The 24,201-nt window shown below is 67.6% G+C and carries 22 protein-coding genes; 6 read left to right on the top strand and 16 right to left on the bottom strand.

The window, feature by feature from the left end:
• The first annotated feature begins 6 nt into the window (after positions 1-6).
• A complete protein-coding gene (locus tag LGR64_RS24615; RefSeq protein WP_230357208.1) occupies positions 7-954 on the top strand; it encodes a MurR/RpiR family transcriptional regulator in 948 nt (315 codons plus the stop codon).
• Here the strand turns inward: LGR64_RS24615 and LGR64_RS24610 are convergent.
• The 8 genes from LGR64_RS24610 to LGR64_RS24575 all read right to left on the bottom strand — a co-directional run bounded on the left by LGR64_RS24610 (position 947) and on the right by LGR64_RS24575 (position 10,262).
• Entirely contained in the window at positions 947-3,355 is a 2,409-nt protein-coding gene (locus LGR64_RS24610; protein ID WP_230357206.1) for a TonB-dependent siderophore receptor, read from the bottom strand. The genes LGR64_RS24615 and LGR64_RS24610 overlap by 8 nt on opposite strands.
• A 359-nt stretch (positions 3,356-3,714) precedes the next feature.
• Positions 3,715-4,761 (bottom strand): FecR family protein, encoded by a 1,047-nt coding sequence (locus LGR64_RS24605; protein ID WP_088166049.1) that lies wholly within the window; start codon positions 4,759-4,761, stop codon positions 3,715-3,717.
• Positions 4,758-5,378, bottom strand: coding sequence for an RNA polymerase sigma factor (locus tag LGR64_RS24600; RefSeq protein WP_230357204.1), 621 nt, complete (start codon positions 5,376-5,378; stop codon positions 4,758-4,760). Before LGR64_RS24600 ends, LGR64_RS24605 begins: the two co-directional genes overlap by 4 nt.
• A 180-nt stretch (positions 5,379-5,558) precedes the next feature.
• Entirely contained in the window at positions 5,559-6,296 is a 738-nt protein-coding gene (locus tag LGR64_RS24595) for an amino acid ABC transporter ATP-binding protein (protein WP_012203297.1), read from the bottom strand.
• Between the two features lie 150 nt (positions 6,297-6,446).
• Entirely contained in the window at positions 6,447-7,118 is a 672-nt protein-coding gene (locus LGR64_RS24590) for an amino acid ABC transporter permease (RefSeq protein WP_012203296.1), read from the bottom strand.
• Position 7,119: 1 nt separating this feature from the next.
• Positions 7,120-7,872, bottom strand: a complete 753-nt coding sequence (locus LGR64_RS24585) for an amino acid ABC transporter permease (RefSeq protein WP_012203295.1) — start codon at positions 7,870-7,872, stop codon at positions 7,120-7,122.
• 111 nt (positions 7,873-7,983) lie between these two features.
• On the bottom strand, positions 7,984-8,883 hold the full coding sequence (locus LGR64_RS24580; protein WP_013804177.1) for a transporter substrate-binding domain-containing protein: 900 nt from the start codon (positions 8,881-8,883) through the stop codon (positions 7,984-7,986).
• A 443-nt stretch (positions 8,884-9,326) separates the two neighbouring features.
• Positions 9,327-10,262: a LysR substrate-binding domain-containing protein gene (locus LGR64_RS24575; protein WP_170962088.1), complete on the bottom strand. Its 936-nt coding sequence runs from the start codon at positions 10,260-10,262 to the stop codon at positions 9,327-9,329.
• Between the two features lie 206 nt (positions 10,263-10,468).
• Between LGR64_RS24575 and LGR64_RS24570 the strand changes: the two genes are divergently transcribed.
• Genes LGR64_RS24570 through LGR64_RS24560 form a run of 3 tightly spaced genes read left to right on the top strand, consistent with a single transcriptional unit; the run spans position 10,469 to position 13,385 of the window.
• Positions 10,469-11,014, top strand: coding sequence for a TRAP transporter small permease (locus tag LGR64_RS24570; RefSeq protein WP_013804178.1), 546 nt, complete (start codon positions 10,469-10,471; stop codon positions 11,012-11,014).
• The gene (locus LGR64_RS24565; RefSeq protein WP_012203291.1) at positions 11,011-12,309 is read left to right on the top strand and encodes a TRAP transporter large permease; all 1,299 of its coding nucleotides are present in this window, start codon (positions 11,011-11,013) and stop codon (positions 12,307-12,309) included. The genes LGR64_RS24570 and LGR64_RS24565 overlap by 4 nt, the downstream gene beginning before the upstream one ends.
• Positions 12,310-12,341: 32 nt before the next feature.
• Positions 12,342-13,385 (top strand): DctP family TRAP transporter solute-binding subunit, encoded by a 1,044-nt coding sequence (locus tag LGR64_RS24560; protein ID WP_043819922.1) that lies wholly within the window; start codon positions 12,342-12,344, stop codon positions 13,383-13,385.
• Positions 13,386-13,538: 153 nt separating this feature from the next.
• Here the strand turns inward: LGR64_RS24560 and LGR64_RS24555 are convergent, their stop codons facing one another.
• The gene (locus LGR64_RS24555) at positions 13,539-14,213 is read right to left on the bottom strand and encodes a TetR/AcrR family transcriptional regulator (protein ID WP_034390346.1); all 675 of its coding nucleotides are present in this window, start codon (positions 14,211-14,213) and stop codon (positions 13,539-13,541) included.
• 116 nt (positions 14,214-14,329) lie between these two features.
• On the opposite strand from LGR64_RS24555, the gene LGR64_RS24550 reads away from it, so the two are divergent.
• A complete protein-coding gene (locus LGR64_RS24550; RefSeq protein ID WP_230357202.1) occupies positions 14,330-14,761 on the top strand; it encodes a hypothetical protein in 432 nt (143 codons plus the stop codon).
• Between the two features lie 16 nt (positions 14,762-14,777).
• Here the strand turns inward: LGR64_RS24550 and LGR64_RS24545 are convergent, their stop codons facing one another.
• The 7 genes from LGR64_RS24545 to LGR64_RS24515 form a co-directional block, all read right to left on the bottom strand.
• On the bottom strand, positions 14,778-15,725 hold the full coding sequence (locus LGR64_RS24545; protein WP_230357200.1) for a 2-hydroxyacid dehydrogenase: 948 nt from the start codon (positions 15,723-15,725) through the stop codon (positions 14,778-14,780).
• Positions 15,726-15,804: 79 nt separating this feature from the next.
• The gene (locus LGR64_RS24540) at positions 15,805-16,767 is read right to left on the bottom strand and encodes a PDR/VanB family oxidoreductase (RefSeq protein WP_034390341.1); all 963 of its coding nucleotides are present in this window, start codon (positions 16,765-16,767) and stop codon (positions 15,805-15,807) included.
• Positions 16,768-16,800: 33 nt separating this feature from the next.
• Positions 16,801-17,877, bottom strand: a complete 1,077-nt coding sequence (locus LGR64_RS24535) for an aromatic ring-hydroxylating dioxygenase subunit alpha (protein ID WP_034390339.1) — start codon at positions 17,875-17,877, stop codon at positions 16,801-16,803.
• A 30-nt stretch (positions 17,878-17,907) separates the two neighbouring features.
• Positions 17,908-19,260 carry an MFS transporter gene (locus LGR64_RS24530; protein WP_034390336.1) on the bottom strand — a complete coding sequence of 451 codons (1,353 nt, stop codon included), beginning with the start codon at positions 19,258-19,260 and terminating at the stop codon, positions 17,908-17,910.
• A gap of 254 nt (positions 19,261-19,514) precedes the next feature.
• Positions 19,515-19,988, bottom strand: coding sequence for a MarR family winged helix-turn-helix transcriptional regulator (locus LGR64_RS24525; RefSeq protein ID WP_230357198.1), 474 nt, complete (start codon positions 19,986-19,988; stop codon positions 19,515-19,517).
• 98 nt (positions 19,989-20,086) lie between these two features.
• Positions 20,087-21,178 carry an aromatic ring-hydroxylating oxygenase subunit alpha gene (locus LGR64_RS24520; protein ID WP_013804187.1) on the bottom strand — a complete coding sequence of 364 codons (1,092 nt, stop codon included), beginning with the start codon at positions 21,176-21,178 and terminating at the stop codon, positions 20,087-20,089.
• 116 nt (positions 21,179-21,294) lie between these two features.
• Complete coding sequence (locus LGR64_RS24515) at positions 21,295-22,053, bottom strand: GntR family transcriptional regulator (protein ID WP_012203281.1); 759 nt, start codon at positions 22,051-22,053, stop codon at positions 21,295-21,297.
• Between the two features lie 229 nt (positions 22,054-22,282).
• On the opposite strand from LGR64_RS24515, the gene LGR64_RS24510 reads away from it, so the two are divergent.
• On the top strand, positions 22,283-24,175 hold the full coding sequence (locus LGR64_RS24510) for a S9 family peptidase (protein ID WP_230357196.1): 1,893 nt from the start codon (positions 22,283-22,285) through the stop codon (positions 24,173-24,175).
• Positions 24,176-24,201 lie beyond the last annotated feature (26 nt).

The following is a 24,201-nucleotide window of genomic DNA, read 5'->3' as shown; positions in this document are numbered from 1 at the left end:
AAAAATATGAAATCACCATTGCAGAAAGCCACACTGCTGCTGCCGCAGCGCCTGGCGCAGCAGGGCGCGGAGCTGACGGCCAGCGAGCTGACGCTGGCCCAGACCCTGGGCAGCAACTACCCGCATGCGCTGCTGGAGTCGGCCACGGCGCTGGCCGCGCACACGGGCACCAGCGCCTCGACCGTGGTGCGCCTGTTCGCCAAGCTCGGCTATGCCAGCTATGCCGAGGCCCAGCGCGAGGCGCGCGGCGAGGTGACGGCGCTGCTGCAGACGGCCGCCCAGCGCGCGCCCGTGCTGCTGGGCGCGCAGCGCAGCCTGAGCGAGTGCGTGGACGATGCGCTGCTGCACGACCAGCACAACATCCAGGCCACGCGCGAGGGGCTGGACATGGCGGCCTTCGAGGCCATGGCCCGCAAGCTGGCCCAAAGCGAGGGCCGCGTGTTCGTGCTGGCCCAGCTCAACAGCTCGCCGGTATCCGCCTGGCTGGCCCTGCACCTGAACATGTGCCGCCCCGGCGTGCAGGAGCTGGATGCCGGAGCCATCGCGCCGGCCGACCAGCTGCTGTGGATCGGCCCCTCGGACACGCTGCTGGCCTTCAGCGTCAGCCAATATTCGCGCGGCACCTTCGAGATAGCGCAGCGCTTTGCCGACGCCGGCGCCCAGGTGCTGGCCCTCACCGACAGCCCCGCCGCGCCGCTGGCCACCGTGGCCCACCACTGGCTGCAGGTACGCACGGCCAATGCCTCGCCCTTTCACTCCTACACGGCGGCCTTCTACCTGTGCAACGCCCTGGTATCGGCCGTGGCCCAGCTGCGCCACAAGGATGTGTCCGAGGCCCTGGCCCGGCGCGACGCGCTGTGGAAGGAGTTCAACCACCAGCTGATCAGGACGCCCGAGCCGCGCGGGCCGGCTCGCGCCGCGCGCAAGCCACCCGCGCGCAGGTCTTCTACATAGACCAGTAGTACTTGAAGCTCAGCGTGGCCTCGCGATCCACGCCGCGGAAGATGCCTGCGAAGTACTTGCGGTTGAACAGGTTGTTGATGTTCAGCGCGATGCGGTACTGCGGCGTCTCGTAGGCCAGCGCCAGGTCGGCCAGTGTGGCGGAGTCGTTGATGTTCAGCGTGCCGTCCGCTGCCACGTTGTAGGGAGAGCGACCCTTGTAGCGCAGGCCGCCGGCCACCATCAGGCCCGGCACCGCGCGCGGTCGGTAGTCCAGCCACAGGCTGGCCATGTGGCGTGTGGTCTGTATGGTCTGGCGGCCGATTTCGGCGGGCCGGTTGCTCTGCGTGGTGCGCGGGTCCAGGTAGGTGTAGCTGGCCAGCGCGTTCAGCTCGCGCGTGAGCGCGAAGCGGCCTTCCAGCTCCAGCCCCGTGGAGCGCACCTCGCCCGTCTGGATGCTGAAGCGCGGGTGGTCAGGGTCCAGCGTGGTGACGTTGGTCTGGCGCAGGTCGAAGACCGAGGCCGTGATCAGCGAGGTGCTTCCCGGAGGCTGGTACTTCACGCCCGCCTCGTACTGCTTGCCGCGCCGGGGCTCGAACGGATTGCCGTCGTACTGCAGGCCCGTGACCGGATCGAAGGAGGTCGCGTAGCTCGCATAGGGCGCCCAGCCGCTGTCGAACAGGTAGAGCAGGCCCGCGCTGCCGGTGGTGGCGCTGTCGCTCATGCGCGGCTGGGTGCTGCTGTTCTGCGTGGTGCGCGCCTGGTCATGGCGCAGGCTGAGATTGGCCACCCAGCGGTCCCACTTGAACTGGTTGAGCGTGTAGATGCCGGTCTGGCGCAGGTCCGTGCGGCTGTCCTCCAGCTCTGGATAGGCGATGGACTGGCCATAGGCGGGGTCGAGCATGTCCAGGTCGGGCACATCCCAGCCAAAGCCCAGGCCGCCGCGCTCCCTGTACTTCACATGGTCCATGCCGAAGGCCATCCGGTGCTGCAGCCCGCCCCAGCGCAGGTCCTTCTGCAGGCGGGTGTCCAGCGCCAGCGTGCGGCCCTTGGTGCGCTGGGCCAGGCTGGCGCGCGAGACGCTTCGGCCGTCGGCCAGCACGTCCATGGCGTAGATGTGGCGGTAATCGATGTCGATGGTGGAGTAGCGCAGATTCTGCGTGAGCTGCCAGCCGCTGTCGGTCTGGTGCGAGAACTCGTAGCCCAGCGATCGCGTGTCGCGGTCGAAGCGGTCGAAGGACGGGTCGCCGGCCGTCAGGTGCGCGGGCAGGTCCTTGATCTGCGGGTAGGTGAACAGGCTGGGCCACCAGGACTTGGGCGTGCCGCGCTCGCGCGAATAGCTGCCCAGCACGGTCAGGTGGGTGCGGCCGGAGAGGTTCCAGCGCAGCGAGGGCGCGATGGAGATGCGGTCATCGCGCGAGCCCACGGTGCGTCCGTCGCTGTCACGCGCCTTGAGGTTGAGCCGGTACAGCAGGTCGCCCGAGGCATCCAGCGCGCCGCCCAGATCGGCCGTGGCCTGGGCGCGCTGGTAGCGGCCATAGGACAGGCCCACGCTGTTCAAATGGTCGGCCTCGGGTTTCTTGGAGACCACGTTGATCACGCCGCCCGGCCGCCCTTGGCCAAAGAGCACGGAGGCCGGGCCCTTGATGACCTCGATGCTGTCCAGCTCGTCGATCTCGTCGTTCCACGAACCATAGGTGCCGGCTGAAAACTGCCGCAGGCCGTCCTTGTAGTAGGAGCTGCCATCGCTGAAACCCCGGATGATGGCACCCGTCATGCGCAGGTCCGCGCCCGTGACTTCGGTGGACACGCCGGCCGTGTACGACAGGGCCTGCTCGATGCTCTTGGGCGCCTGGTTCTGCAGCTGCTCCTGGGTGACGATGGAGATGGAGCGCGGCGTCTCGATCAGCGGCGTGTCCAGCTTGGTGCTGGCGCTCCTGCCGCTGCCCACGTAGCTGCCCGGCGCGGCCATGCGCTGCGATGTCACGTTGACCGTGGACAGCGTGGTGCCCGCCGACGGCTGAGGCTGCGGCGCAGGCGCCTTGCGCAGCGTGAACGTGCCCTGCTCGGTGCTGTGCGCGGTCACACCGGTGCCAGCCAACAGCCGGTCCATGGCCTCCTGCGGCGTGAAGCTGCCTTGGAGGGCCGGCGCCTGGCGGCCGCCCAGCACGGCTTCGTCGTACAGCACCTGGAACTGGGTCTGGCGGCCAAAGGCGCGCAGCGCGTTGATCAGCGGCTGCGCCGGCTGGTCAAAGGCCAGGCGCTGTCCGGATGACGGCATCGGTGAAGAGGCGGCCGGCTGCTGAAGCTGTTGCGCACGGGCGCACGGCGCGGCCCCCATGCCGGCCACGGCACCGGCCACCAGCCACGCCAGCAGGCGCGGCCTGGCCTGCGGGCCGGCGCCCTGCTCCTTCATGTTCCTGTGTCGGGCATGCGTGCCCCTGCCTGCGAATTCCCTGCCTGCTGCTTCTTGCGCTCTCATTGCCACTCCGTTGCTGTGCCGTTGCACGGGCACGCGACGGGCAGGCTGCAGGCAGCCGTCGCGGGCGATCAGGAACCGCGCCGGACAAGCCATTCCAGCCCACCCGCGCATGCGCGTCAGGTGTTGCGGCCGTTGGCTGGGGCGTGAGGGACGAGCGCCCTCGGTGATCCTTGGCTGGCAGCCGTGCGGGCCTGGAAAATCCACGCCCCTGCCCTATAGAAGCCAGGACGGGTGCAAAGCTGGAACCTGGGGTTGGTCGTCAATTTGAAACAAAATGTTTTTCAATCTTCGATTCATCCCCGCACAATCAGCCACCCTCCGCCGCTGCGCGGCTGCACGCGTACCGCAATCAAGGCCGGCAGCGCGCGCACAAAGCGCTCGGGCGCGGCCGTGGCCAGCAGGCCCGAGACACGCAGGCGGCCCAGCGACTCGTCGCCCAGCTCCACGGGCGCACCCAGATAGCGCGACAGCTCCTGCGCCACCTCCGCCAGCGGCGTGCCGCTGAAGCGCACCTGGCCCGTGCGCCAGTCGCCCACGCTGTCCGCATCGGCCACCACGGAGCTGTGCCGGCCGGCGCTGTCCACAGCCACGCCCGCGCCTGCCGCCAGCAGCAGGACATCGCCCCCGGCCCGCTCCCGCTCGGGCCGCAGCTGCACCTTGCCCTCCAGCACCTTCACCACCAGCCGCGGCGGCCCGGCGCGCACATTGAACGCGGTGCCCACCACCCGGACGCGGCTGGCGCCGGAGTCCACGGTGAAGGGCCGGTCCGGGCCGGGCGTGACCTCGAAGAAGGCCTCGCCCCGATCCAGCACCACCTCGCGGCGGCGCGGGTAGTAGCGCACCTGAAGTTCGCTGTCCACGTTGAGGTCCACGCGCGAGCCATCGGGCAGCTCGATGCTCTGAGTCTGCCCGGGCGCCGTGCGGGCCTGCAGCGTATAGCCCGGCGTGTGATCCCAGCGGTACCAGCCACCCCAGGCCAGCAGCGAGACCACCGCCAGCACGGACAGGGCTGCTGCAGGGCGGCCGGGCCAGCGGGCATGAACGCGCTGGCGCGGCGGCGCGGCCGCTGGTGCAGCGCAGACGGCAGGCGCGGCGGGCGGCACCGCTGCGCCAAACTCATCGGGAAACAGTTCCCTGAGCTGTGGCGCGCCATGCCAGTGGCGCGACATGCCTTCGAAGATGCTGCGATGCAGCGGGTTGGCGCCCAGCCATGCGTCCAGCGCGCGCTCGTCGGCGCCCGTCCAGTCCGGCTGCTGGCGGCGCACAAACCAGTCGGCCGCCCTGTCATGCAGCCCCACCAGCTCCTGCGGCGAAACGCCCGGGGGAAGTTCGTTGCTCATCGTGTGTTCTCTGCGGCGCCCGGCCACTGCGCGTCTGCGCGCAGCAGGGCACGCATTTGCTCGGCGCTGGCGTAGCGTACGCGGATCTCGCAATAGGACAGTGCCCGGCTCAGGTGGCGCGAGACCATGCGCACGGTGATGTCCATGCGCTCGGCCGTCTGCTCCAGCGTCAGTTCCTGCACGCGGTGAAGCACGAAGGCCTGGCGCTGGCGCTCGGGCAGCTCGTTCAGGGCATCGCGCAGCCGGGCCAGGCGCTGGCGGCGCTCATCGTCCAGCGCATGATCGGCTCTGTCGCGGGCCGGCAGGGACTCGACCTCGTCGCGGCAATCCTCCACGGACACCAGCCGCACACCGGCCTGCTGCGGCGCCGTGCGGTGCGCGAAGGCCGCCACGCTGCGCACGACCTGATGCAGATAGGGCCGCTCTTCGTCCACGGGCAGGCACTTGTCGGCCGACAGCATGCGCACGAAGACCTCCTGGGAGGCATCCTCGATATCGGCCGGGCTCTTGAAGTACCGCGCCAGCATGCGCTGCAGCGGCTTGCGCCAGCGGGTGTAGAGACTGCGGGAATGGCCACCGGGCTCTCCCGGGGCGTCGTCGCGCTTCATGGCAGGCATGGCACGGCGGACGTGGAAGTTGTCCGGCGGCGGGGTAATGGGGGCGGAATCTGGAGCACGGTGCAAACAGCTTAGCCGGCGATTGTATCGAGAACGATTCTCATCATCAGCTCGCCTTGGCCACAAAAAAAGGGCGCCGAAGCGCCCCTTGATTACCGTGCCCGCAAGGGCCGCACCGGTTCAGTGCTGCAGGATCTTGTTGAGGAATTCCTTGGTCCGGGGCTGGCGCGCTTCCGGGTTGCCGAAGAATTCGTCCTTGGAGCAGTCCTCCAGGATCTTGCCGCCCACGTCCATGAAGATCACACGGCTGGCCACCTTGCGCGCAAAGCCCATTTCGTGGGTCACGCACATCATGGTCATGCCTTCGTTGGCCAGGCCGATCATCACGTCCAGCACTTCACCGACCATTTCGGGGTCCAGCGCGGAGGTGGGTTCGTCGAACAGCATCACGATGGGGTCCATGGACAGCGCGCGCGCAATGGCCACGCGCTGCTGCTGGCCACCCGACAGCTGGCCCGGGAACTTGTCCTTGTGCGCCGTCAGGCCCACGCGGTCCAGCATCTTGAGGCCACGCTTCTTGGCATCGTCCGGGCTGCGACCCAGCACCTTGATCTGGGCGATGGTCAGGTTCTCGGTCACCGACAGGTGCGGGAACAGCTCGAAGTGCTGGAACACCATGCCCACGCGGCTGCGCAGCTGGGGCAGGTTGGTCTTGGGATCGTGCACGGCCACGCCGTCCACGAAGATCTCGCCCTTCTGGAAGGGCTCCAGCGCGTTGATGGTCTTGATCAGCGTGGACTTGCCCGAGCCCGAAGGGCCGCAGACCACCACGACCTCACCCTTCTGGATGTTGGTGGAGCAGTCGGTCAGCACCTGGAAGCTGCCGTACCACTTGGAAACGTTCTTGAGTTCAATCATTGGTTCACTCCGACTCGTGTCAGTTGTCCATCGCCGCGCCGACAAGGGGCGCGGTCATGGGGGCGGGACGGCCAGCAAGGGCCGCCCCGCAGCCAAGGCCGTCGTCCCCCTTCAAGGGGGAAGGCGCGAAGCGACTCAGGGGGTGGTGTGTCATCGAATGATGGCAATCTTTTTGTGCAGGCGCTTGACTGCCCACGAGAGCGAGTAGCACAGCACGAAGTAGGTCACGCCAGCGGCCAGATAGGATTCGATGGGACGGCCATAGTTCTTGCCCGCCACTTCGAAGCCCTTGAGCATGTCGTAGGCACCGATGGCATAGACCAGCGAGGTGTCCTGGAACAGGATGATGGTCTGAGTGAGCAGCACCGGCAGCATGTTGCGGAAGGCCTGGGGCAGGACCACGAGGCGCATGTTCTGGCCGTAGGTCATGCCCATGGCCTGGCCCGCGGAGACCTGGCCACGCGGGATGGACTGGATGCCCGCGCGCATGATCTCGCTGAAGTAGGCCGCCTCGAAGGCGATGAAGGTGATGATGGCCGAGACCTCGGCGCCGATGGGCCGACCGATGATCAGCGGCATCAGCAGGAAGAACCACAGGATCACCATCACCAGCGGCACGGAGCGCATGCCGTTGACGTAGAGCGTGGCGGGCACATCAAGCCACTTCTTGCCGGACAGGCGCATCAGCGCCAGCACGGTGCCGAAGAGCACGCCGCCGATGGTGGCGATGACGGTCAGCGTCAGGCTGAAGTACAGGCCCTTCAGCACGAAGTTGCTGAACAGGTCCCAGGTGAAGAACGACCAGTCGATTTGCAGGTTCATGTCAGTGTCCTCCGCCGCTGGCAGCGATCAGGCCCGGGACGCGCGAACGCTTCTCGATGAAGGCCATGATGCGGTTGATGGCAAAGGCGGAAACCACATACAGGCCGGTGACGGCCAGATAGATCTCGATGCCGCGCGAAGTCTCTTCCTGCGCCTGCATGGCGAACATGGTCAGCTCGGCCACGGACACGGCGAAGGCCACGGACGAGTTCTTGAACACGTTCATGGTCTCGCTGGTCAGCGGCGGGATGATGATGCGGAACGCCATGGGCAGCAGCACGTAGCGGTAGTACTGGAACGTGGTGAAACCCATCGCCATGCCCGCATAGCGCTGGCCGCGCGGCAGCGCCTGGATGCCCGAACGCACCTGCTCGGCGATACGCGCCGAGGTGAAGAAACCCAGCGCCAGCACCACGAGCACGAAGCCCGGCAGCGACTTCAGCGCAGGAACAAAGGACGGAACCACGTGGTACCACATGAAGATGTGGACCAGCAGCGGAATATTGCGAAACAGCTCCACCCAGGCATTGCCCAGCCGCACGATCCACGGCCGGCCCTCCAAAGTGCGCAGCGTGCCGATCAGCGATCCGACGACCAGTGCGATCACCAGCGACAGCAGCGACACGGAAATGGTCCAGCCCCAGGCCGACAGCATCCAGTCCAGGTAGGTGATATCGCCGTTCTTGCCGAAGCAGCTTTGACCGACCTCTTGGGTAATGGTGTCCTGGCAGAACACCTGCCAATCCCAACTCATAGGAGCACCCCTTCATTCAAAACACGAAATGCGTGCCGGCAGAAAACCGGCGACGCAACAAAAAACGCCCCTTCCAACCGCATGGCAGAAGGGGCGGCATTCAGCTGGTGCTTACTTGACTTCGTACGACTCCATGGGCTTGTCGTTGGGGTGGGCCCATGCGTCCTTGGTGGCGTCGGACAGTGGCAGGCCGACCTTCACGTTGACCGGGGGAATCGGCTGCATGAACCACTTGTCATAGAGCTTGGCCAGCGAGCCGTCGGCGATCTGGCGCTTGATGGAGTCGTCCACGGCCTTCTTGAAGGCAGGGTCGTCCTTGCGCAGCATGCAGGCGATGGGTTCGACCGACAGGGTTTCGCCGACGATCTTGTAGTCGGCAGGTGCCTTGGACTTGGAGATGTTGGCGGCCAGGATGGAGCCGTCCATGATGAAGGCGTCGGCACGGCCGGTTTCCAGCATCAGGAAGCTGTCGGCGTGGTCCTTGCCCATGACTTCCTTGAAGGTCAGGCCGTCGGCGCGCTTGTTCTTGCGCAGGGTCTGCACCGAGGTGGTGCCCGTCGTCGTGACGATGGTCTTGCCGTTCAGGTCCTTGATGCCGGTGATGCCGGAGTTGCCCTTGACGGCGATGCGCACTTCTTCCACGTAGGTGGTCACGGCGAAGGCCACATCCTTTTGGCGGGCCTGGCTGTTGGTGGTGGAGCCGCACTCGATGTCCACGGTGCCATTGGTCACCAGGGGGATGCGGTTCTGCGAGGTGACGGGCTGGTACTTGATGTCCAGCTTGGCCAGGCCCAGTTCCTTCTGGATGTCGGCCAGCACGCGCTCGCCCATCTCGGTGTGGAAGCCCACGTACTTGCCATTGCCCAGCGTGTAGCCCAGGCCGGAGGATTCACGCACGCCCAGCGTCACGGCGCCGGAGGACTTGATCTTGGCCAGGGTGTCACCAGCCTGCGCGAAAGCGCTGCCTGCAGCCAGGGCGGTCACGGCGATGGCCAACAAATGCTTCTTCATACGGGTCTCCTGAGATGAGAACGAAAACGGTCTTGATGAGAACGGTCGAGTCGCCTTGTGGGCTGGCTCGAACTATCAACGATGTGACACATATTGTGCAATCACGCACGGTGCTGGAGCACCGAGACGTGCTAGGGCTTTCCAGCACGTCAGCCGGATTCAGGTAAGCAACTGCCGTGCCATGGCACGCGTTTTTTGCCCGATCCAGCGCACCGGCGGTCCTGCACACGGCGTGGTTGCTGTGCGCGCACTCTAATGCCAGGGCCGGTGGCACAGCCAATGCCGTTTGCAAAAGCCCTTATGCATGCTATGCATAATAGGTGTTTACCCTAGGCATAACCCGTACACCAAGTCGGGCTCTTGCCGGGCACCCGCATGCACCAACGTGCAGCAAAAAGGGGCTGCGAGAGCCCCTTTTTTCCTGATGCGTGCCGTTTGGCGTGTCAGCCGATGGTCTCGCCCTGCTCCAGCAGGAAGTTCCACAGCGCGCCGGCCACGCCCTGGGGCGCGTCCTTGCTGGCGGGTTTTTCACGGTAGGCGCGCACTTCCATGTCCATGCGAAAACCGTTGTCGCCCGCAGGCGCGGCGCTGACCAGGCGCCCGGCCTCCAGCTCGTTGCGCACGGCGCTGAACGGCAAAAACGCGACGCCATGGCCTTCCAGCGCCATGGCCTTGAGGCCTTCGGCCATGTCGGTCTCGTAGACGCGTTCCAGGTGCACGGCCTCGGCCGCTTCCTTGAGGATGAGCTCTGTCACCCGGCCCAGGTAGGCGCCGGGCGCATAGCCCAGATAAGGCAGCGGCTGGCCCTGGCGGCCCGGCAGCTGGTGCAGCGGCAGGCCGTCGGCGTCGGGCTTGGCGTAGGGGGCAAGCACCTCATGGCCCAGGCTGACCATCTCGTAGCGCGCCGGGTCAAGCTGGAAGGGCTGGGACGGATGGAAGTAGGCGATCAGCAGGTCGCAGCCGCCTTCGACCAGGCGCATCACGGCGTCATGCACGTTGAGCGCGAACAGCCGGCTGCGGAACGGCCCGAACTTGGCCTGCACGCTGGAGACCCAGTTCGGGAAGAAAGTGAAGGCCAGCGTGTGCGGCACGGCAAAACCCACCATGCCTTTGCCCGCGCTGACGTGGGCACGCAGCATGGTGCGCGTGCTCTGCAGCGACTGCAGCATCTCCAGCGCCTGGTCATACATGGTCTTGCCGGCCGGCGTGAGCCGGGTCGGGTAGGAGCTGCGGTCCACAAGGTCGGTGCCGGCCCAGGCCTCCAGTGCCTGGATGCGGCGCGAGAACGCAGGTTGCGTCACATGCCGCAGTTGGGCGGAGCGGCTGAAACTGCGTGTTTCAGCCAGGCTGACGAAATCTTCTAGCCATTTGGTTTCCATGCCCGCCATTATCCGCCGGGCCGTGACGGGTGCCTGACGGGGCAGGGATGGCCCCTCTGGCACACCGCATGGATGCGCACATAATGGCGCTGCGCCGCATTTACCCAATGTGACATTTTTTCCTCACGGCCCCCGGCACACGACGCCGAGGAAGCTCAGTGACTGCATCTGCCCCGCCATGTGTAATTTTCTGACTCCCCGCGTCCATGTCATCCCCTCCCACCGAAAACGGCGCCGCTGAGACGCCTTCGCAGCCGGACGAGCCGCGTTCGCTGCGCATCGAGGACTGGCTCACCGTGGTGATCATGGCCCTGCTGGCCCTGATCACCTTCGCCAATGTGCTGGTGCGCTACTTCACCTCCTCCTCCTTCGCCTGGACCGAGGAAATCTCGGTCTTCCTGATGATCCTGCTGGCCATGGTCGCGGGCTCGGCGGCCGTGGCGCGCAACGCCCATATCCGCATCGAGTACTTCGCCGAAGGCGGCAGCGCCCTGCGCAGGAAGCGCCTTGCGCGCTTCGGCACGCTGATGGTGGCCCTGCTGTTCGCCGTGATCGCCGCACTGAGCGTGCGCGTGGTCTGGGACGACTACCGTTTCGAGGAAACCTCGCCCGGCATCGGCGTGCCGCAGTGGTGGTATTCGATGTGGCTGCCGATTTGCTCGGCCCTGATCACGGTGCGCGCGCTGCAGCTGTTCCAGCGCCAGGGCCGCCCTGGCGCCTTCGATGACAGCACCGGGGAGAAGGCGCAATGATCGCAACCCTACTCTTCATCGCCTTCCTGGGCCTGATGTTCCTGGGCGTGCCGATCGGTGCGGCCCTGGGCCTGGCGGGCGCCGCCGCCATCGCGCTGGCCAGCCCCGACACGCAGTGGTACGGCCTGCTGGCCGTGCCGCAGAACTTCTATGCGGGCCTGGGCAAGTACCCGCTGCTGGCGATTCCGATGTTCGTGCTCGTGGGCTCGATCTTCGACCGCTCTGGCGTGGCGCTGCGCCTGGTGAACTTCGCCGTGGCCATCGTGGGCCGCGGCCCCGGCATGCTGCCCCTGGTGGCGATTGCCGTGGCCATGTTCCTGGGCGGCATCTCGGGCTCGGGTCCGGCCAATGCCGCCGCCGTGGGCGGCGTGATGATCGCGGCCATGAGCCGCGCCGGCTATCCCGGCAGCTTCTCGGCCAGCGTGGTGGGCGCGGCTGCGGCCACCGACATCCTGATCCCGCCGTCCGTGGCCTTCATCATCTACTCGGTGCTGGTGCCCGGCGCCTCGGTGCCGGCGCTGTTTGCGGCCGGCATGATCCCCGGCATCCTGGCCGGCGTGGCGCTGATCATTCCTGCCGTGTGGATGTCGCGCAAGCACAAGATGGGTGCGCTGGAATCGTCCATGCCGCGCCCGCCGTTCTGGCGCAGCCTGCGGGAGGCCTCCTGGGGCCTGGCCGCTCCGGTGCTGATCCTGGGCGGCATGCGAGCCGGCTGGTTCACCCCCACCGAGGCCGCCGTGGTGGCCGTGTTCTACGGCCTGTTCGTGGGCATGGTGATCCACCGCACCATCACGCTGCGCGACCTCTACCCCATCCTGCGCGAGGCCGGCGAGCTGTCGGCCGTGATCCTGCTGGTGGTGTCGCTGGCCGGCATCTTCGCGTTCTCGCTGTCCACGCTGGGCGTGATCGATCCGGTGGCCAAGGCCATCGTGGACTCGGGCCTGGGCGAGTACGGCGTGATGGCGCTGCTGATCCTGCTGCTGATCACCGTGGGCATGTTCCTGGACGGCATCTCCATCTTCCTGATCTTCGTGCCACTGCTGCTGCCGATCATGCAGCACTACAACTGGGACCCGGTGTGGTTCGGCGTCATCCTCACGCTCAAGGTGGCGCTGGGCCAGTTCACGCCGCCGCTGGCCGTGAACCTGATGGTGTCCTGCCGCATCGCGGGCGTGCGCATGGAGTCCACCGTGCGCTGGGTCGGCCCCATGCTGCTGGCCATGTTCCTGGTGATGATCGCCGTGATCGCCTTCCCGCAGCTCGCCCTGTGGCTGCCCGCCCGTCTGGGCTACTGATTTCCCAAAAATTCAACAAGGAGACCTTCGCAATGAAACTTCGCAGCTTCCTCGCCAGCGGCCTGGCCGCAGCAGCGGCCCTGGCCCTGTCTTCTGCGCCTCTGATGGCCCATGCCCAGGCCAAGTACAAGAGCGAGTACCGCATGTCGCTGGTGCTGGGCACGGCCTTTCCCTGGGGCAAGGGCGGCGAGATCTGGGCCAACAAGGTGCGCGAGCGCACCAACGGCCGCATCAACATCAAGCTCTACCCGGGCGTGTCCCTGATCCAGGGCGACCAGACGCGCGAATTCAGCGCGCTGCGCCAGGGCGTGATCGACATGGCCGTGGGCTCCACGCTGAACTGGTCGCCCCAGATCAAGGAGCTGAACCTGTTCGCCCTGCCCTTCCTCATGCCCGACTACGCCGCCGCCGACGCGCTCACGCATGGCGAGCCCGGCAAGCGCCTGTTCCAGCGCCTGGAAAAGGCCGGCGTGGTGCCGCTGGCCTGGGGCGAGAACGGCTACCGCGAGATCAGCAACTCCAAGCACGCCATCAAGACCCCTGCCGACCTCAAGGGCCTGAAGATCCGCGTCGTGGGCTCGCCGCTGTTCCTGGACACCTTCACCGCGCTGGGCGCCAACCCCACGCAGATGAGCTGGGCCGATGCCCAGCCCGCCATGGCCAGCGGCGCTGTGGACGGCCAGGAAAACCCCGTCTCGGTCTACATGGCCGCCAAGCTGCAGTCCGTGGGCCAGAAGCATCTGACGCTGTGGGGCTACATCAACGATCCGCTGATCTTCGTGGTCAACAAGGACATCTGGGCCACCTGGACCAAGGAAGACCAGGACATCGTGCGCCAGGCCGCCGTGGACGCCGCCAAGGAGCAGATCGTGATCGCGCGCAAGGGCATGATCGAGGCCGACAAGCCGCTGCTCAAGGACCTGGCCGCCAACGGCGTGACCGTGACCCAGCTCACGCCTGCCGAGCGCGAAGCCTTCGTCAAGGCCACCCGCCCCGTCTACGACAAGTGGAAGCAGCAGGTCGGCGCCGACCTGGTGGATGTGGCGGAGAAAGCCATTGCCGCGCGAACTCGTTAGAATGCTATCGGTTGATCGCACACTCCGGTAGAAGCAAAAGGCCCCGCTCTGCGGGGCCTTTTTTTCGCCATCTTGCTTCGCAAGGGCGACCAGGACTTCAGCCGGCCCATCAAGGCATGCCTTGCTGCGAAGCTGGTCCAGCGAAATGAGCCCCTACTGCCTAGGGGGCAACGATGAGGCAGCGGTTCCCGCACCCGTCGCGCCACCCAGCAACATGTCTGTCCCCATCTCGCACAGCAGCTCCTCCAGTGCGCCCGAGGCGATCAGCGGCGAGGCCTCCAGCGAGGCGAAGCGCACCGTGCCCAGCACGGCCCGCGTGGCCACGTAAAGGCGCGCATAGGACAGCGAGGGGCCACCCCAGCGCTGCAGGTGGGCGGCCATGCGCTCGGCGGTCTCGCGCATGGACAGGGCAATGCGCTCGTCACCATCCTGCCGCCAGGCAAAGCGCGCCAGCTTGCGCCGCGCAGGCGTGCGGCCCGCAAAGCCCTCGACGATGCAGGCGACCACGCCGCGCGCCACGGCCTCGCGGGGCAGGCCCTGCTCCGACGCCTGCTCCAGCCAGGTCTCGATGGCCGCGACGGCCGCACGGCGCTGGCCATCGACCATGGCGCGGAAGACGGCCTGCTTGTCGGGGAAGTACTGGTAGAGCGTGCCGATGGAGACGCCTGCGCGCTCGGCAATGCGGTTGGTGGTGAGCGCGGCTTCGCCCTCCTTGACCAGAATCTGAGCTGCTGCCTGAACAATGGCCTGCAGCGTGCGCTGCGCACGGGCCTGTACGGGCTGTCTTCTTCTCTGGGATTCAGTGGTAGCGGAGGTATGGGAGGGCATGCGGCAAAACCTGAGCACAAGGCGAGTTTTCTGCCCGGAGTTTAAGCACTACAGTGGCCGGCCATTGCAGCAAATCCCAAGGAATACACCATGAAGAAGCATCAGCACACCGGCGCGTGGGAAGCCCTGCCGTGAAGGGCGTGCAACTGCTGGCCCTGGCCGCCGCCCTGTTCGACACGGCGACCGCGCTGGCCCACTTCGCCTGCATCGTCTGGGGGGGACGTGGGCTGCGGCTCATGGGTGCCGGCGAGCGCATGGCGCGCATGGCCGAGGCGGGGCACTGGTATCCGCCGCTGGTGTCGGCGGCCATCGGCGTAGTGCTGTCGCTGCTGGCGGGGTATGCGCTGGCAGGCGCGGGCCTGCTGGGTCCCCTGCCCTTCATGCGCCCAGTGCTGGCCGGGGCCGGCCTGGTGCTGGTGGCGCGGGCCGTGGCCTATCCGTGGCTGAAACCACGCTTTCCGGACAACAGCGACCGCTTCTGGCATGTGTCCTCGGCCATCTGCCTGGTCATGGGACTGCTGCACCTGGCCGCAGCCCTTGGGAGGTAAGGGGCTGAATCCAGCTTCAGGCCGTGACGGGCGAGACCAGCGGGCGGCCTTCCAGGTGGCAGCGCATGTTGGCGATGAAGCGGTCCACCGAGGCCTGCACGGCTTCGGGCGACCAGCCGCCCACATGGGGCGTGAGCACCACGGCGTCCAGGTCCAGCAGTTCGGCCGGGGGCGCGGGTTCGCTTTCGTAGACATCCAGGCCCGCGCCGGCAAGGCGGCCTTCGCGCACGGCAGCGGCCAGGGCGACGGTATCGACCACGCTGCCGCGCGCGATATTGACCAGATGGCCCTGCGGGCCCAGCGCATCCAGCACCTGCGTGTTGATGAGGTGGCGCGTGCCCGGGCCGCCCGGCGTGGCGACCAGCAGCACATCGGCCCATTGCGTCAGGGAAAGCAGGTCGCCGAAGTAGCGGTGGGGCAGCTCGCTGCGCTGGCTGCGGTTGTGGTATCCGATCTCCATCTCGAAGCCCAGCGCGCGCTGGGCGATCTTGGCGCCGATAGCGCCCATGCCCAGGATGCCCAGGCGCTTGTGCGAGACATTGGGCGGCAGCGGCATGGCAGTGCGCCAGACGCCGTCGCGCGTGGCGCGGTCCAGGCGCACCAGGCCGCGCACGGAGGCGATCAGCAGGCCCATGGCGTGGTCGGCCACGCAGTCGTCATTGGTGCCTGCGCCGTTGCCCACGGCAATGCCGTGGGCCTGCGCATGGGCGACATCGATGTTCTCGTAGCCCGCGCCCAGCGCGCAGACCAGCCTGAGGGCGGGCATGCGCTGCATCTGCGCGGCCGACAGGCCGATGGAGCCGATGGTCAGCACGGCCTGTATGCGCGTGCCGTGCTCGGCGATGGCGGCCTCGCACTGGGCGGCGTCGGGCGCGTAGAGCAGTTCGAAGGAGGGAAAGGCCTGGGCCATCTGGCGCAGATGGGCCTCGGTATTGAAGTTGAGGACGAGCAGGGCAGGTTGCATGGCAGGAAGGCGGCGCCCGCCGCCACAGGGCGGGCCTTGGGGGAAAACCTCATTGTGCGCCGGCCGGCCGGGTCCAGCCCTACAGGTCCAGCACCAGCCGGGCGGATTTGGCGCGCGAGCAGCAGGGCAGGAACTGGTCGCAGGCGGCCTGTTCGTCCTCGGTCAGGTACATGTCGCGGTGCTCGGGCTCGCCCGAGAGCACACGCGTGAGGCAGGTGCCGCACACGCCCTGCTCGCACGAGGTCTGCACCTCCACGCCGATGCCGGCCAGCGCCTGGACGACGGTCTGCTCCGGCGCCACGCGCACCACCTGGCCGGTGCTGGCGATCTCGATCTCGAACCCGGCATCGCCCTCGCGCTGCACGGCCTCGCCCGCGAAGAATTCGTAGTGCAGGCTGTCCTCGCTCCAGCCCGACGTGCGTGCCATGCCCAGGGCCGCGTCCATGAAGCCGCGCGGGCCGCAGACATACAGGTGCAGGCCCGCCTGCGGGGCGCCGAGCAGTTGCGCCATGTCGAGCGCGCCCTCGCCATCCACATGCAGGTGCACGCGGTCGGCCCAGGGCACCGACTGCAGCAGGGCCGTGAAGGCCATGCGCTCGCGCGAACGCGCGCAGTAGTGCAGTTCGAAATCGGCACCCTCGCGCGCCAGCTGGCGCGCCATGGCCAGCACGGGCGTGATGCCTATGCCGCCGGCCAGCAGCAGATGCCGTGCGGGCTGGCCCGCATGCAGAGCGAAGTGGTTGCGCGGCGCGCCAATGGCGATCTGCTGGCCTTCCTGCACCTGTTCGTGCACGGCGGCCGAGCCGCCGCGCGAGGCGGCCTCGCGCAGCACGCCGACCACATAGCGGCCGGTGTCCTGCGGGTCGTTGCACAGCGAGTACTGGCGCACCAGGCCGCCGGGCAGGTGCAGGTCGATGTGCGAGCCGGCCGTGAAGGCGGGCAGGCTTTCGCCGTCCAGCGGCACGAGTTCAAGGCTGCAGATGTCCTGCGCCTCGGCGCATTTGCGCGCGACACGCACTTGAAGGATGGGGTTGGCTTGCATGGGGAAACGTGGGAATGGAGGGGTTCGGAAAAATCAGGCCGCCGCCAGCGCCTGGGCGCTGGCCTCGCGCAGCCGGTGGATGACGCGGCGCGCGCGGTTGGGGCCGGCGTCCACGTGGATGTCGATGACGGGGCGCGCGCCAAAGCGCTGCTGGTTGCGGAACTGGGCCTCGATGACGACCTTGTCCTCCTCGAAGGTGGCGGCCGTCTGGTCGATCACCAGGCGCGTGGTGTCCTGCATATCCGGATGCGGGTTGGTGGCAATGGTCCAGAAGTAGTGGGCCGAATGCTCGGTCTCCGGCGTCACGCCGTGAAAGCCCCGCATGTGAAAGCCTTCGCGCTGCGGGTCGTCCAGCTGCCCGCTGCCTGCGTCCATGGCGCCGGTCCAGATGCGCACATGCGAGGGGTGGAACTCCACCTCCTGCCAGCGGTCGATGCGGCCCGCGAACGGCCAGGCCGCCGCATAGGTGGGCGGCGGGTCGGAGTCGGGCATCCAGCGCAGCACGGTGACGCTGTCGCCCTCCTGGCGGACCTTGAGCTCGGCATTCATGTGGACGCCGGCATTGCCGCCGATGGTCTTGAGGTGCACATAGCCCAGGTGGCTGAGGTCCAGCAGGTTGTCGTGGATGAGCTGGTAGGGCGCGTCGTAGTGGTAGACATCGCCGCCGAAGCGGTAGCGCGCATCGCCGTGCACGGGATAGGCGGGCGGCTCCTGCGCGGGCACGGAATCGGGCGTGGCGCCCATCCAGATCCAGAGGATCTGGTCACGCTCGCGCAGGTCGAAGGACTTGACGCAGGCCTTGGGCGGTATGCGCTGCTGCCCCGGAATCTCCAGGCACTGCCCGGCGCGGTCGAACAGCAGGCCGTGGTAGCCGCAGCGCAGGCCGCGCGCCTCCACCGTGCCGCAGGACAGCGGCAGCTCGCGGTGGCAGCAGCGGTCTTCCAGTGCGGCCACGCTGCCATCGGGCGTGCGGAACAGCACGACGGGCCGGCCCAGCAGGGTGCGCGCCAGTGGCGCGTCCTGCAGCTCCCAGGCAAAGCCGGCGACATACCACTGGTCCAGCGGGAAGGCGGGCGTGGAGGCGGGTGCAATGGTGGTGCATTCGGTCATGGGGTTCTCCTTCTTGTCTGCAAGTCGCGCTCAATGCGCCGACAGCGTGCGGCCCGTGGCTGCGGGCCTGCCGGCTTCGGGCCCTTGCAGCCGGTGCAGCGACACGATGCAGGCCGCGAACACGAAGGCCGCGCCATAACCCACGTACAGCTGGCTGGCCGACCAGGAGGCGTCGAGCAGCGAGCCCGCGACCATGGGCGAGACGATGGCGCCGATGCGCCCTATGCCTATGCCCCAGCCCACGCCGGTCACACGCACCTCGCCGCCATAGACCATGGGCGCGATGGCATAGAGCCCCGCCACGCAGCCGTTGACGAAGACGCCGATCAGGAAGGCCAGCGCGTACGACAGCAGCAGCGAGCCCGGATTGCTCACGATGAAGCACAGCAGCACGGCCGTGGCCAGCATGAAGCCGGCCAGTGCGCGGTGCACGGGATAGCGCGCCGCCAGCAGGCCCAGCAAAGTGGCGCCCAGGATGCCGCCCAGGCTCAGCAGCACGCCGCCGGTCACGCCCTGCTCGGGCGTGAGGCCCGAGGCGGCGAGCAGCTTGGGCGTCCAGCTCATGACGAAGTAAAAGCCGAACATCACCGCGAAGAACGACAGCCAGACCAGCAGCGTGGGCCGGCGCAGGCCCGGCGCAAACAGCTGCAGCGGGCCCTGCCGCACCGGCCCCGCCGATGCGGGCGCGGCAGGCGGCAGCGCCACCAGCGTGGGCAGGCCCAGCCGGCCGACCAGGGCGTTGAGCCGCTGCAGCGCGCCGGCCGGGCGCCGCGCCAGCAGGAAATCCATGGATTCGGGCAGTCGCCACCAGGCCAGGATCAGCACGCCCAGCGTCACGCAGCCGCCGAACAGGAAGACCGCACGCCAGTCATGACGCCCCAGCAGCCACACCGCGATGGAGCCGCCAATGCTGGCGCCCAGCGCGTAGCCCGTGGACTGCAGGGTGACGGCCAGGCTGCGCCAGCGCTGCGAGGCGTACTCGCTGGCGATCACGTTGCTGCAGGCCAGGATGCCGCCCACGCCCAGGCCCGTGAGCACGCGCAGCGCGGCAAGCTGGATGGCGCTGTGGCTGAAGGCCGAGCCCAGCATGCCCACGCCCGAGAGGGCCAGGCAGGCCAGGATCAGCGGCCGGCGGCCCAGCCGGTCGGCCCAGGGCGCGATCAGCAGCGATCCGCCCGCCATGCCGAACAGGCCTGCACTGAGCAGAAAGCCCAGCTGGGCTCCGCTGAGCTGCCAGTGCGCCGACACGGCAGAGGCCGTGAAGGCCATGACCAGGACGTCGAAGCCGTCGATCATGTTGAGCACCATGCACAGGGCTATGACCGACCACTGGAAGCGCGTCATGGGCCGCTGGTCGACGCTTGCACGCAGGTCGGCGCTCATGGCCGCAGCTCCCGCAACGGGCAGTTGGACGATGCAGCGGCGCAAGGCCGCTGCAGCCATGGGACAGGGGTAGAGGCAGTCATCGTGGGTCTCCTTGGGTTGAAGCTCTGTGGAAGCTTTCTTGTGTTCTCAGCACATCATTACGTATGCTGAATGTGATTCAGTTTACTGAATGAAAATCTGCGCCAGATACCGGGATTTCCCCGATCAGGCGGGGCCGCGCAGACTCGGACGCGGAGGCGGCCGGGCCGCCGTCAGTCGGATGAGGAAGCGTCGAGGGCGTCGCGTGCGTCGTGCAGTTGCACGAACTTGCGCAGCAGGCGCTTGAACTCGGCCTGCTCTTGGGGTTCGAGCGCGGCCAGCATGCGCTCGTGCAGTTCGTGGACATTGGGCACGAAGCCGGCCAGCATGGTCTCGCCCTCGGCCGTGAGCGTCAGGCGCCGCTGGCGCCGGGGCAGGATCTCGCGCAGCACCCAGCCCTTGGCCTCCAGGCGCGCCGCGATGTCGGCCGTGGTGGAGTTGTCCAGCGCCACCAGCCGCGCCAGCGTCACCTGGTCGATGCCCGGCTTTTCCTGCAGCATGCGCAGGATGGCGTACTGCACGGGCGTCACGTCCGGCCCCAGCACGTCGCGGAACAGCTGCGCCGCGATCTGCTGCGCGCGCCGGATCAGGTGGCCCGGCTGGTCGTAGAGGTCGATGGAAAGCGGATCGGAGGCGGAGTGGACCATCGGTGGCGGCAGGCCTTGCGGCCCTGGGGTTGAAGCACGCCGAGGTTACCCCATCCCCGGCGCCGCCCGCGCCTGCTGGCCTGGCCATGTCGGCAGCCTCAGGCCACGGCGGCGGCAGGCTGGGCCGCTGCTGCGGCCACCGCCGCCGCCTGCTGCTCCTGCGCAATCCATTTGTCGATGACCTTGCGCGACTGCACACCGCCCGCATCGATGTTGAGCTTGAGCAGCTTGCGGTCGGGGTGGGCACTGAGGTTGCGCTGCTGCAGCTCCAGCATCTGCAGGTCTTCGCTGAAGATCTTGTGCTGGCCCTCGCGGATGCGGTCGGTGACTTCGGCATCGCCCGGATTGAAGCGGCGCGCCATACCCCAGAAGTACCACATGGACTCCTCGGTCTCCGGCGTGATGAAGTCCACCACCATGCTGTAGACCTTGTGCTCGTCGGGCGCGTCGTAGCCGCCGTGGCCTGCATGGGCCACGCCGACCTCGATCAGCACATGGCTGGGCGGGGTGAAACGGCAGACCTGCCAGCGGTCCACGGGCACCTCGTCGGCCAGGCCGTTGCTGCGCAGCGCCATCTTCCAGAACGGGGGGGCGGGGATGTCGTTCATGAAGCGGCTGGTGACGACCTCGACATCGGCGCCCTCGCCGCGCGTCTCGGTCTTGCAGGGCGTCTCGTCGATCTCGGCCTGGCCGATGGAGCTGGCGTGCACATAGGTCTCGTGCGTCAGGTCCATGAGGTTGTCGATCATCAGCCGGTAGTCGGCCTGGATGTGGAACATGCCGCCGCCGTAGGCCCATTCGGGGTTGTCGTGCCAGGGCAGCTTCGGAATCAGGGCGGCATCTGCCAGCGCCTTGTCGCCGGGCCAGACCCAGATGAAGCCGTGGCGTTCCTCGACGGGATAGCTGCGGATCTCGGGGAAGCCGCGCACGCGCTGGCCCGGCATGGCAATGGTCTTGCCGTCGCAGCCCATCTCCAGCCCGTGGTAGCCGCAGACCAGCTTGCCCTCGCAGACAAAGCCCAGCGACAGGGGCGCGCCGCGGTGCGGACAGAAATCCTCCACGGCGGCAACGCCGTGCTGCGCGCGGTAGAACGCAATGCGCTCGCCGCAGATGCGACGGCCCAGCGGCTTGTCCTGGATCTCGTCGGACGTGGCGGCCACGTACCAGGTGTTCTTGGGAAATGTGCTCATGGGGGGTCTCCTTTATGGGTGGGTTCCGCAGTCCTTGGCGCTGCGGTGGCTGGGGCACGGGCGGCCGAGGCCGCCGGCACGTATCAAGCGCAGATCAAGCGCGGATCGGGCTCGAATCAGGCTCGGATCAACTGCACGCCAGGAACCGCGTGGCTGCCGGGCTCGCTCACGGCCTCGCGCAGGTTGCGGCGCGCGATGCGCGAGTGCTCTTTCATCAGCGCCTCGGCCCGGGCGCCCTCGCGCGCGGCAATGGCGTCCAGCACCTGGCGGTGCTGGTCCTGGGCCACCATCAGGCTGTGGCGCGCACGCGGCGATTCGGCCCGCGCCAGCACAAAGCCCGAAGGCGAGGCGAAGGGCATGCGCACCACGCGCTCCAGCTCGCGCTGCATGACGCTGCTGCCGGCCATGGAGTGCAGCAGGTCGTGGAATTCGGAGTTCAGCGCCACATAGCGCGAGAAGGCCTCATCGCCCCAGTCGGCCGTCTCCAGCACACGGTCGATGGCATCCAGACAGCGGCCGGCCTGGGCCAGCAGCGGCTCGGCCACGCCGCGCTCGGCCGCCCAGCGCGCGGCCAGGCCTTCCAGCGTGCCGCGCAGCTCGATGGCATCGGCCACATCGGCCTCGGAGAACAGCCGCACGCGGTAGCCGCGCCCGCCGGCCATGGCTTCGAGCAGGCCTTCCTGCTCCAGCCGCATGAGCGCGGCGCGCACCGGCGTGCGCGAAATGCCCAGGCGCTGCACCACGGTCAGCTCGGCGATGCGCTCGCCTGCGGGCAGTTCGCCCGCAAGAATCATCTCGCGCAGTTGCAGCTGGGCCTTGATGACCTGGGAGTGGCTTTCCGCTTCGGAGGCGGCGGGGGCAAGCTGGGGGCTCATGGGGCTTTGTCTGGATGGAATGGCGTGAATGTATACATCCAAGGCGATTCATGGTGCATTTTTCCGCAAAAACACGGGAAAACACCAATCAAATGTATACAACCAATCCCAACAAAGACAGTGACCCGCCTGTTTGTATACATCGCCATGGCATCATGGCCGACTCCCTTTTCCCCTGCCGCTGCAACCCAGGAGGTCACCCTTGCCGACGTTTTCCCGACACCCCGCCATGGCCGCCCACATCCTCAACCTGGCACGGGATGCCAGCGCCGATGCGCAGGCTCCGCAGGCCTATCCGATCAAGGACTTCTTCCGCAATCCGGAGCGCGGCTTCTTCCGCCTGGCCGATGACGGAAGCATGCTGGGCTTCATGCAGCCCGTCAGCGTGGACGGCCATCCGGCGCGCATGAACATCCATGTGCAGGCGCTGGAGGGCAGCACCCCTGTGGGCGAGCCGCGCCGCATCACGGCCGAGACCGAGCGCGACATCAGCAACTTCTTCTGGAAGGGCTCGGATGTGGTGCTCTACCAGAAGGACTTCGGCGGCGACGAGAACTTCCACGTGCTGGCGGTCAACGCGCGCAGCGGCGAAGCCACCGACCTGACGCCCTGGGACGGTGTGCGCGCCAGCATCGAGGACGATCTGGAAGACGACCCCGACCATGTGCTGATCAGCCACAACCAGCGCGATGCCGAGGTCTTCGACGTGTACCGCGTGAATGTGCACACGGGCGCGGCGCAACTGGTGGCGCAGAACCCCGGCAACATCGTCGGCTGGCAGACCGACCATGCGGGCCGCGTACGGGCCGCCGTGGCCAGCGACGGCCTGAACAGCGCCCTGCTCTACCGCGACGACGAGGCCGGCGAGTTCCAGCCCCTGATCACCACCGACTACCGCACCAGCGTCAGCCCGGCCTTCTTCACCTTCGATGACCGCAGGCTCTACGCCCTGTCCAACCGGGGCCGCGACAAGCTGGCCCTGGTGGTCATCGACCCGGCCCGGCCCGACGAGGAAGAGGAAATCTTCGTGCCCGAAGAAGTCGATCTGGGCGCAGCCGCCTATTCGCGCAAGCGCCGCGTGCTGACCCTGGCCGCCTACCAGACCGACAAGCCGCAGTACCACTTCTTCGATGCCGAGACCGAAGCCCTGTACGGCCGGCTGGCCGCGCAGTTGCCGGGCTACGACTTCGCCATCCAGGGCGCCAACCGCGCCGAGGACAAGTTCATCGTTGCCGCCTTCAACGACCGCACGCCGGGCGCGCGCTACATCTACGACGCGGCCGCCGATGCGCTGACCAAGCTGGCCGACATCAACCCGGCCATTCCCGAGTCCGCCATGTCGCGCGTGCAGCCCGTCAGCTACACCAGCCGCGACGGCCTGACCATCCACGGCTACCTGACCCTGCCGGCCGGCCGCGAGCCCAGGAACCTGGCCTGCATCATCAACCCGCACGGTGGCCCCTGGGCCCGCGACGGCTGGGGCTACAACCCCGAGGTGCAGTTCCTCGCCAACCGGGGGTTCTGCGTGCTGCAGGTGAACTTCCGGGGCTCCACGGGCTATGGCCGCGCGTTCTGGGAAGCGGGATTCGGCCAATGGGGCCTGAAGATGCAGGACGACATCACCGATGGCGTGCACTGGCTGATCGACCAGGGCATTGCCGACCCTGCGCGCATCGGCATCTACGGCGGCAGCTATGGCGGCTATGCCACGCTGGCCGGCGTGGCCTTCACGCCCGACCTGTATGCGGCGGCCGTGGACTATGTGGGCGTGTCCAACCTGTTCACCTTCATGAAGACCATTCCACCCTACTGGAAGCCGCTGCTGGACCAGATGCACGCCATGGTGGGCGATCCCGAGCGCGACAGGGAGCGCCTGGCCGCCACCTCGCCGGCCCTGCATGTGGACCGCATCAAGGCGCCGCTGTTCATCGCCCAGGGCGCGCGCGATCCGCGCGTGAACAAGGACGAGAGCGACCAGGTGGTGAAGGCGCTGCGCGAGCGCGGCGTCGAGGTGCAGTACATGGTCAAGGACAACGAGGGCCACGGCTTTCACAACGACGAGAACAAGTTCGAGTTCTACGAGGCCATGGAGCAGTTCCTGGTCACGCACCTCAAGCCCTGAAGCCACCCAGGCGCCCGGCCGCCCGG

The sequence above is a fragment of the Delftia sp. Lp-1 genome (genome assembly GCF_020523835.1).
In the GTDB taxonomy this organism is placed as follows: Bacteria; Pseudomonadota; Gammaproteobacteria; order Burkholderiales; family Burkholderiaceae_C; genus Comamonas; species Comamonas acidovorans.
Note: the sequence above shows the minus strand (reverse complement) of the source record. Positions and strands in the feature narration are given on the sequence as shown.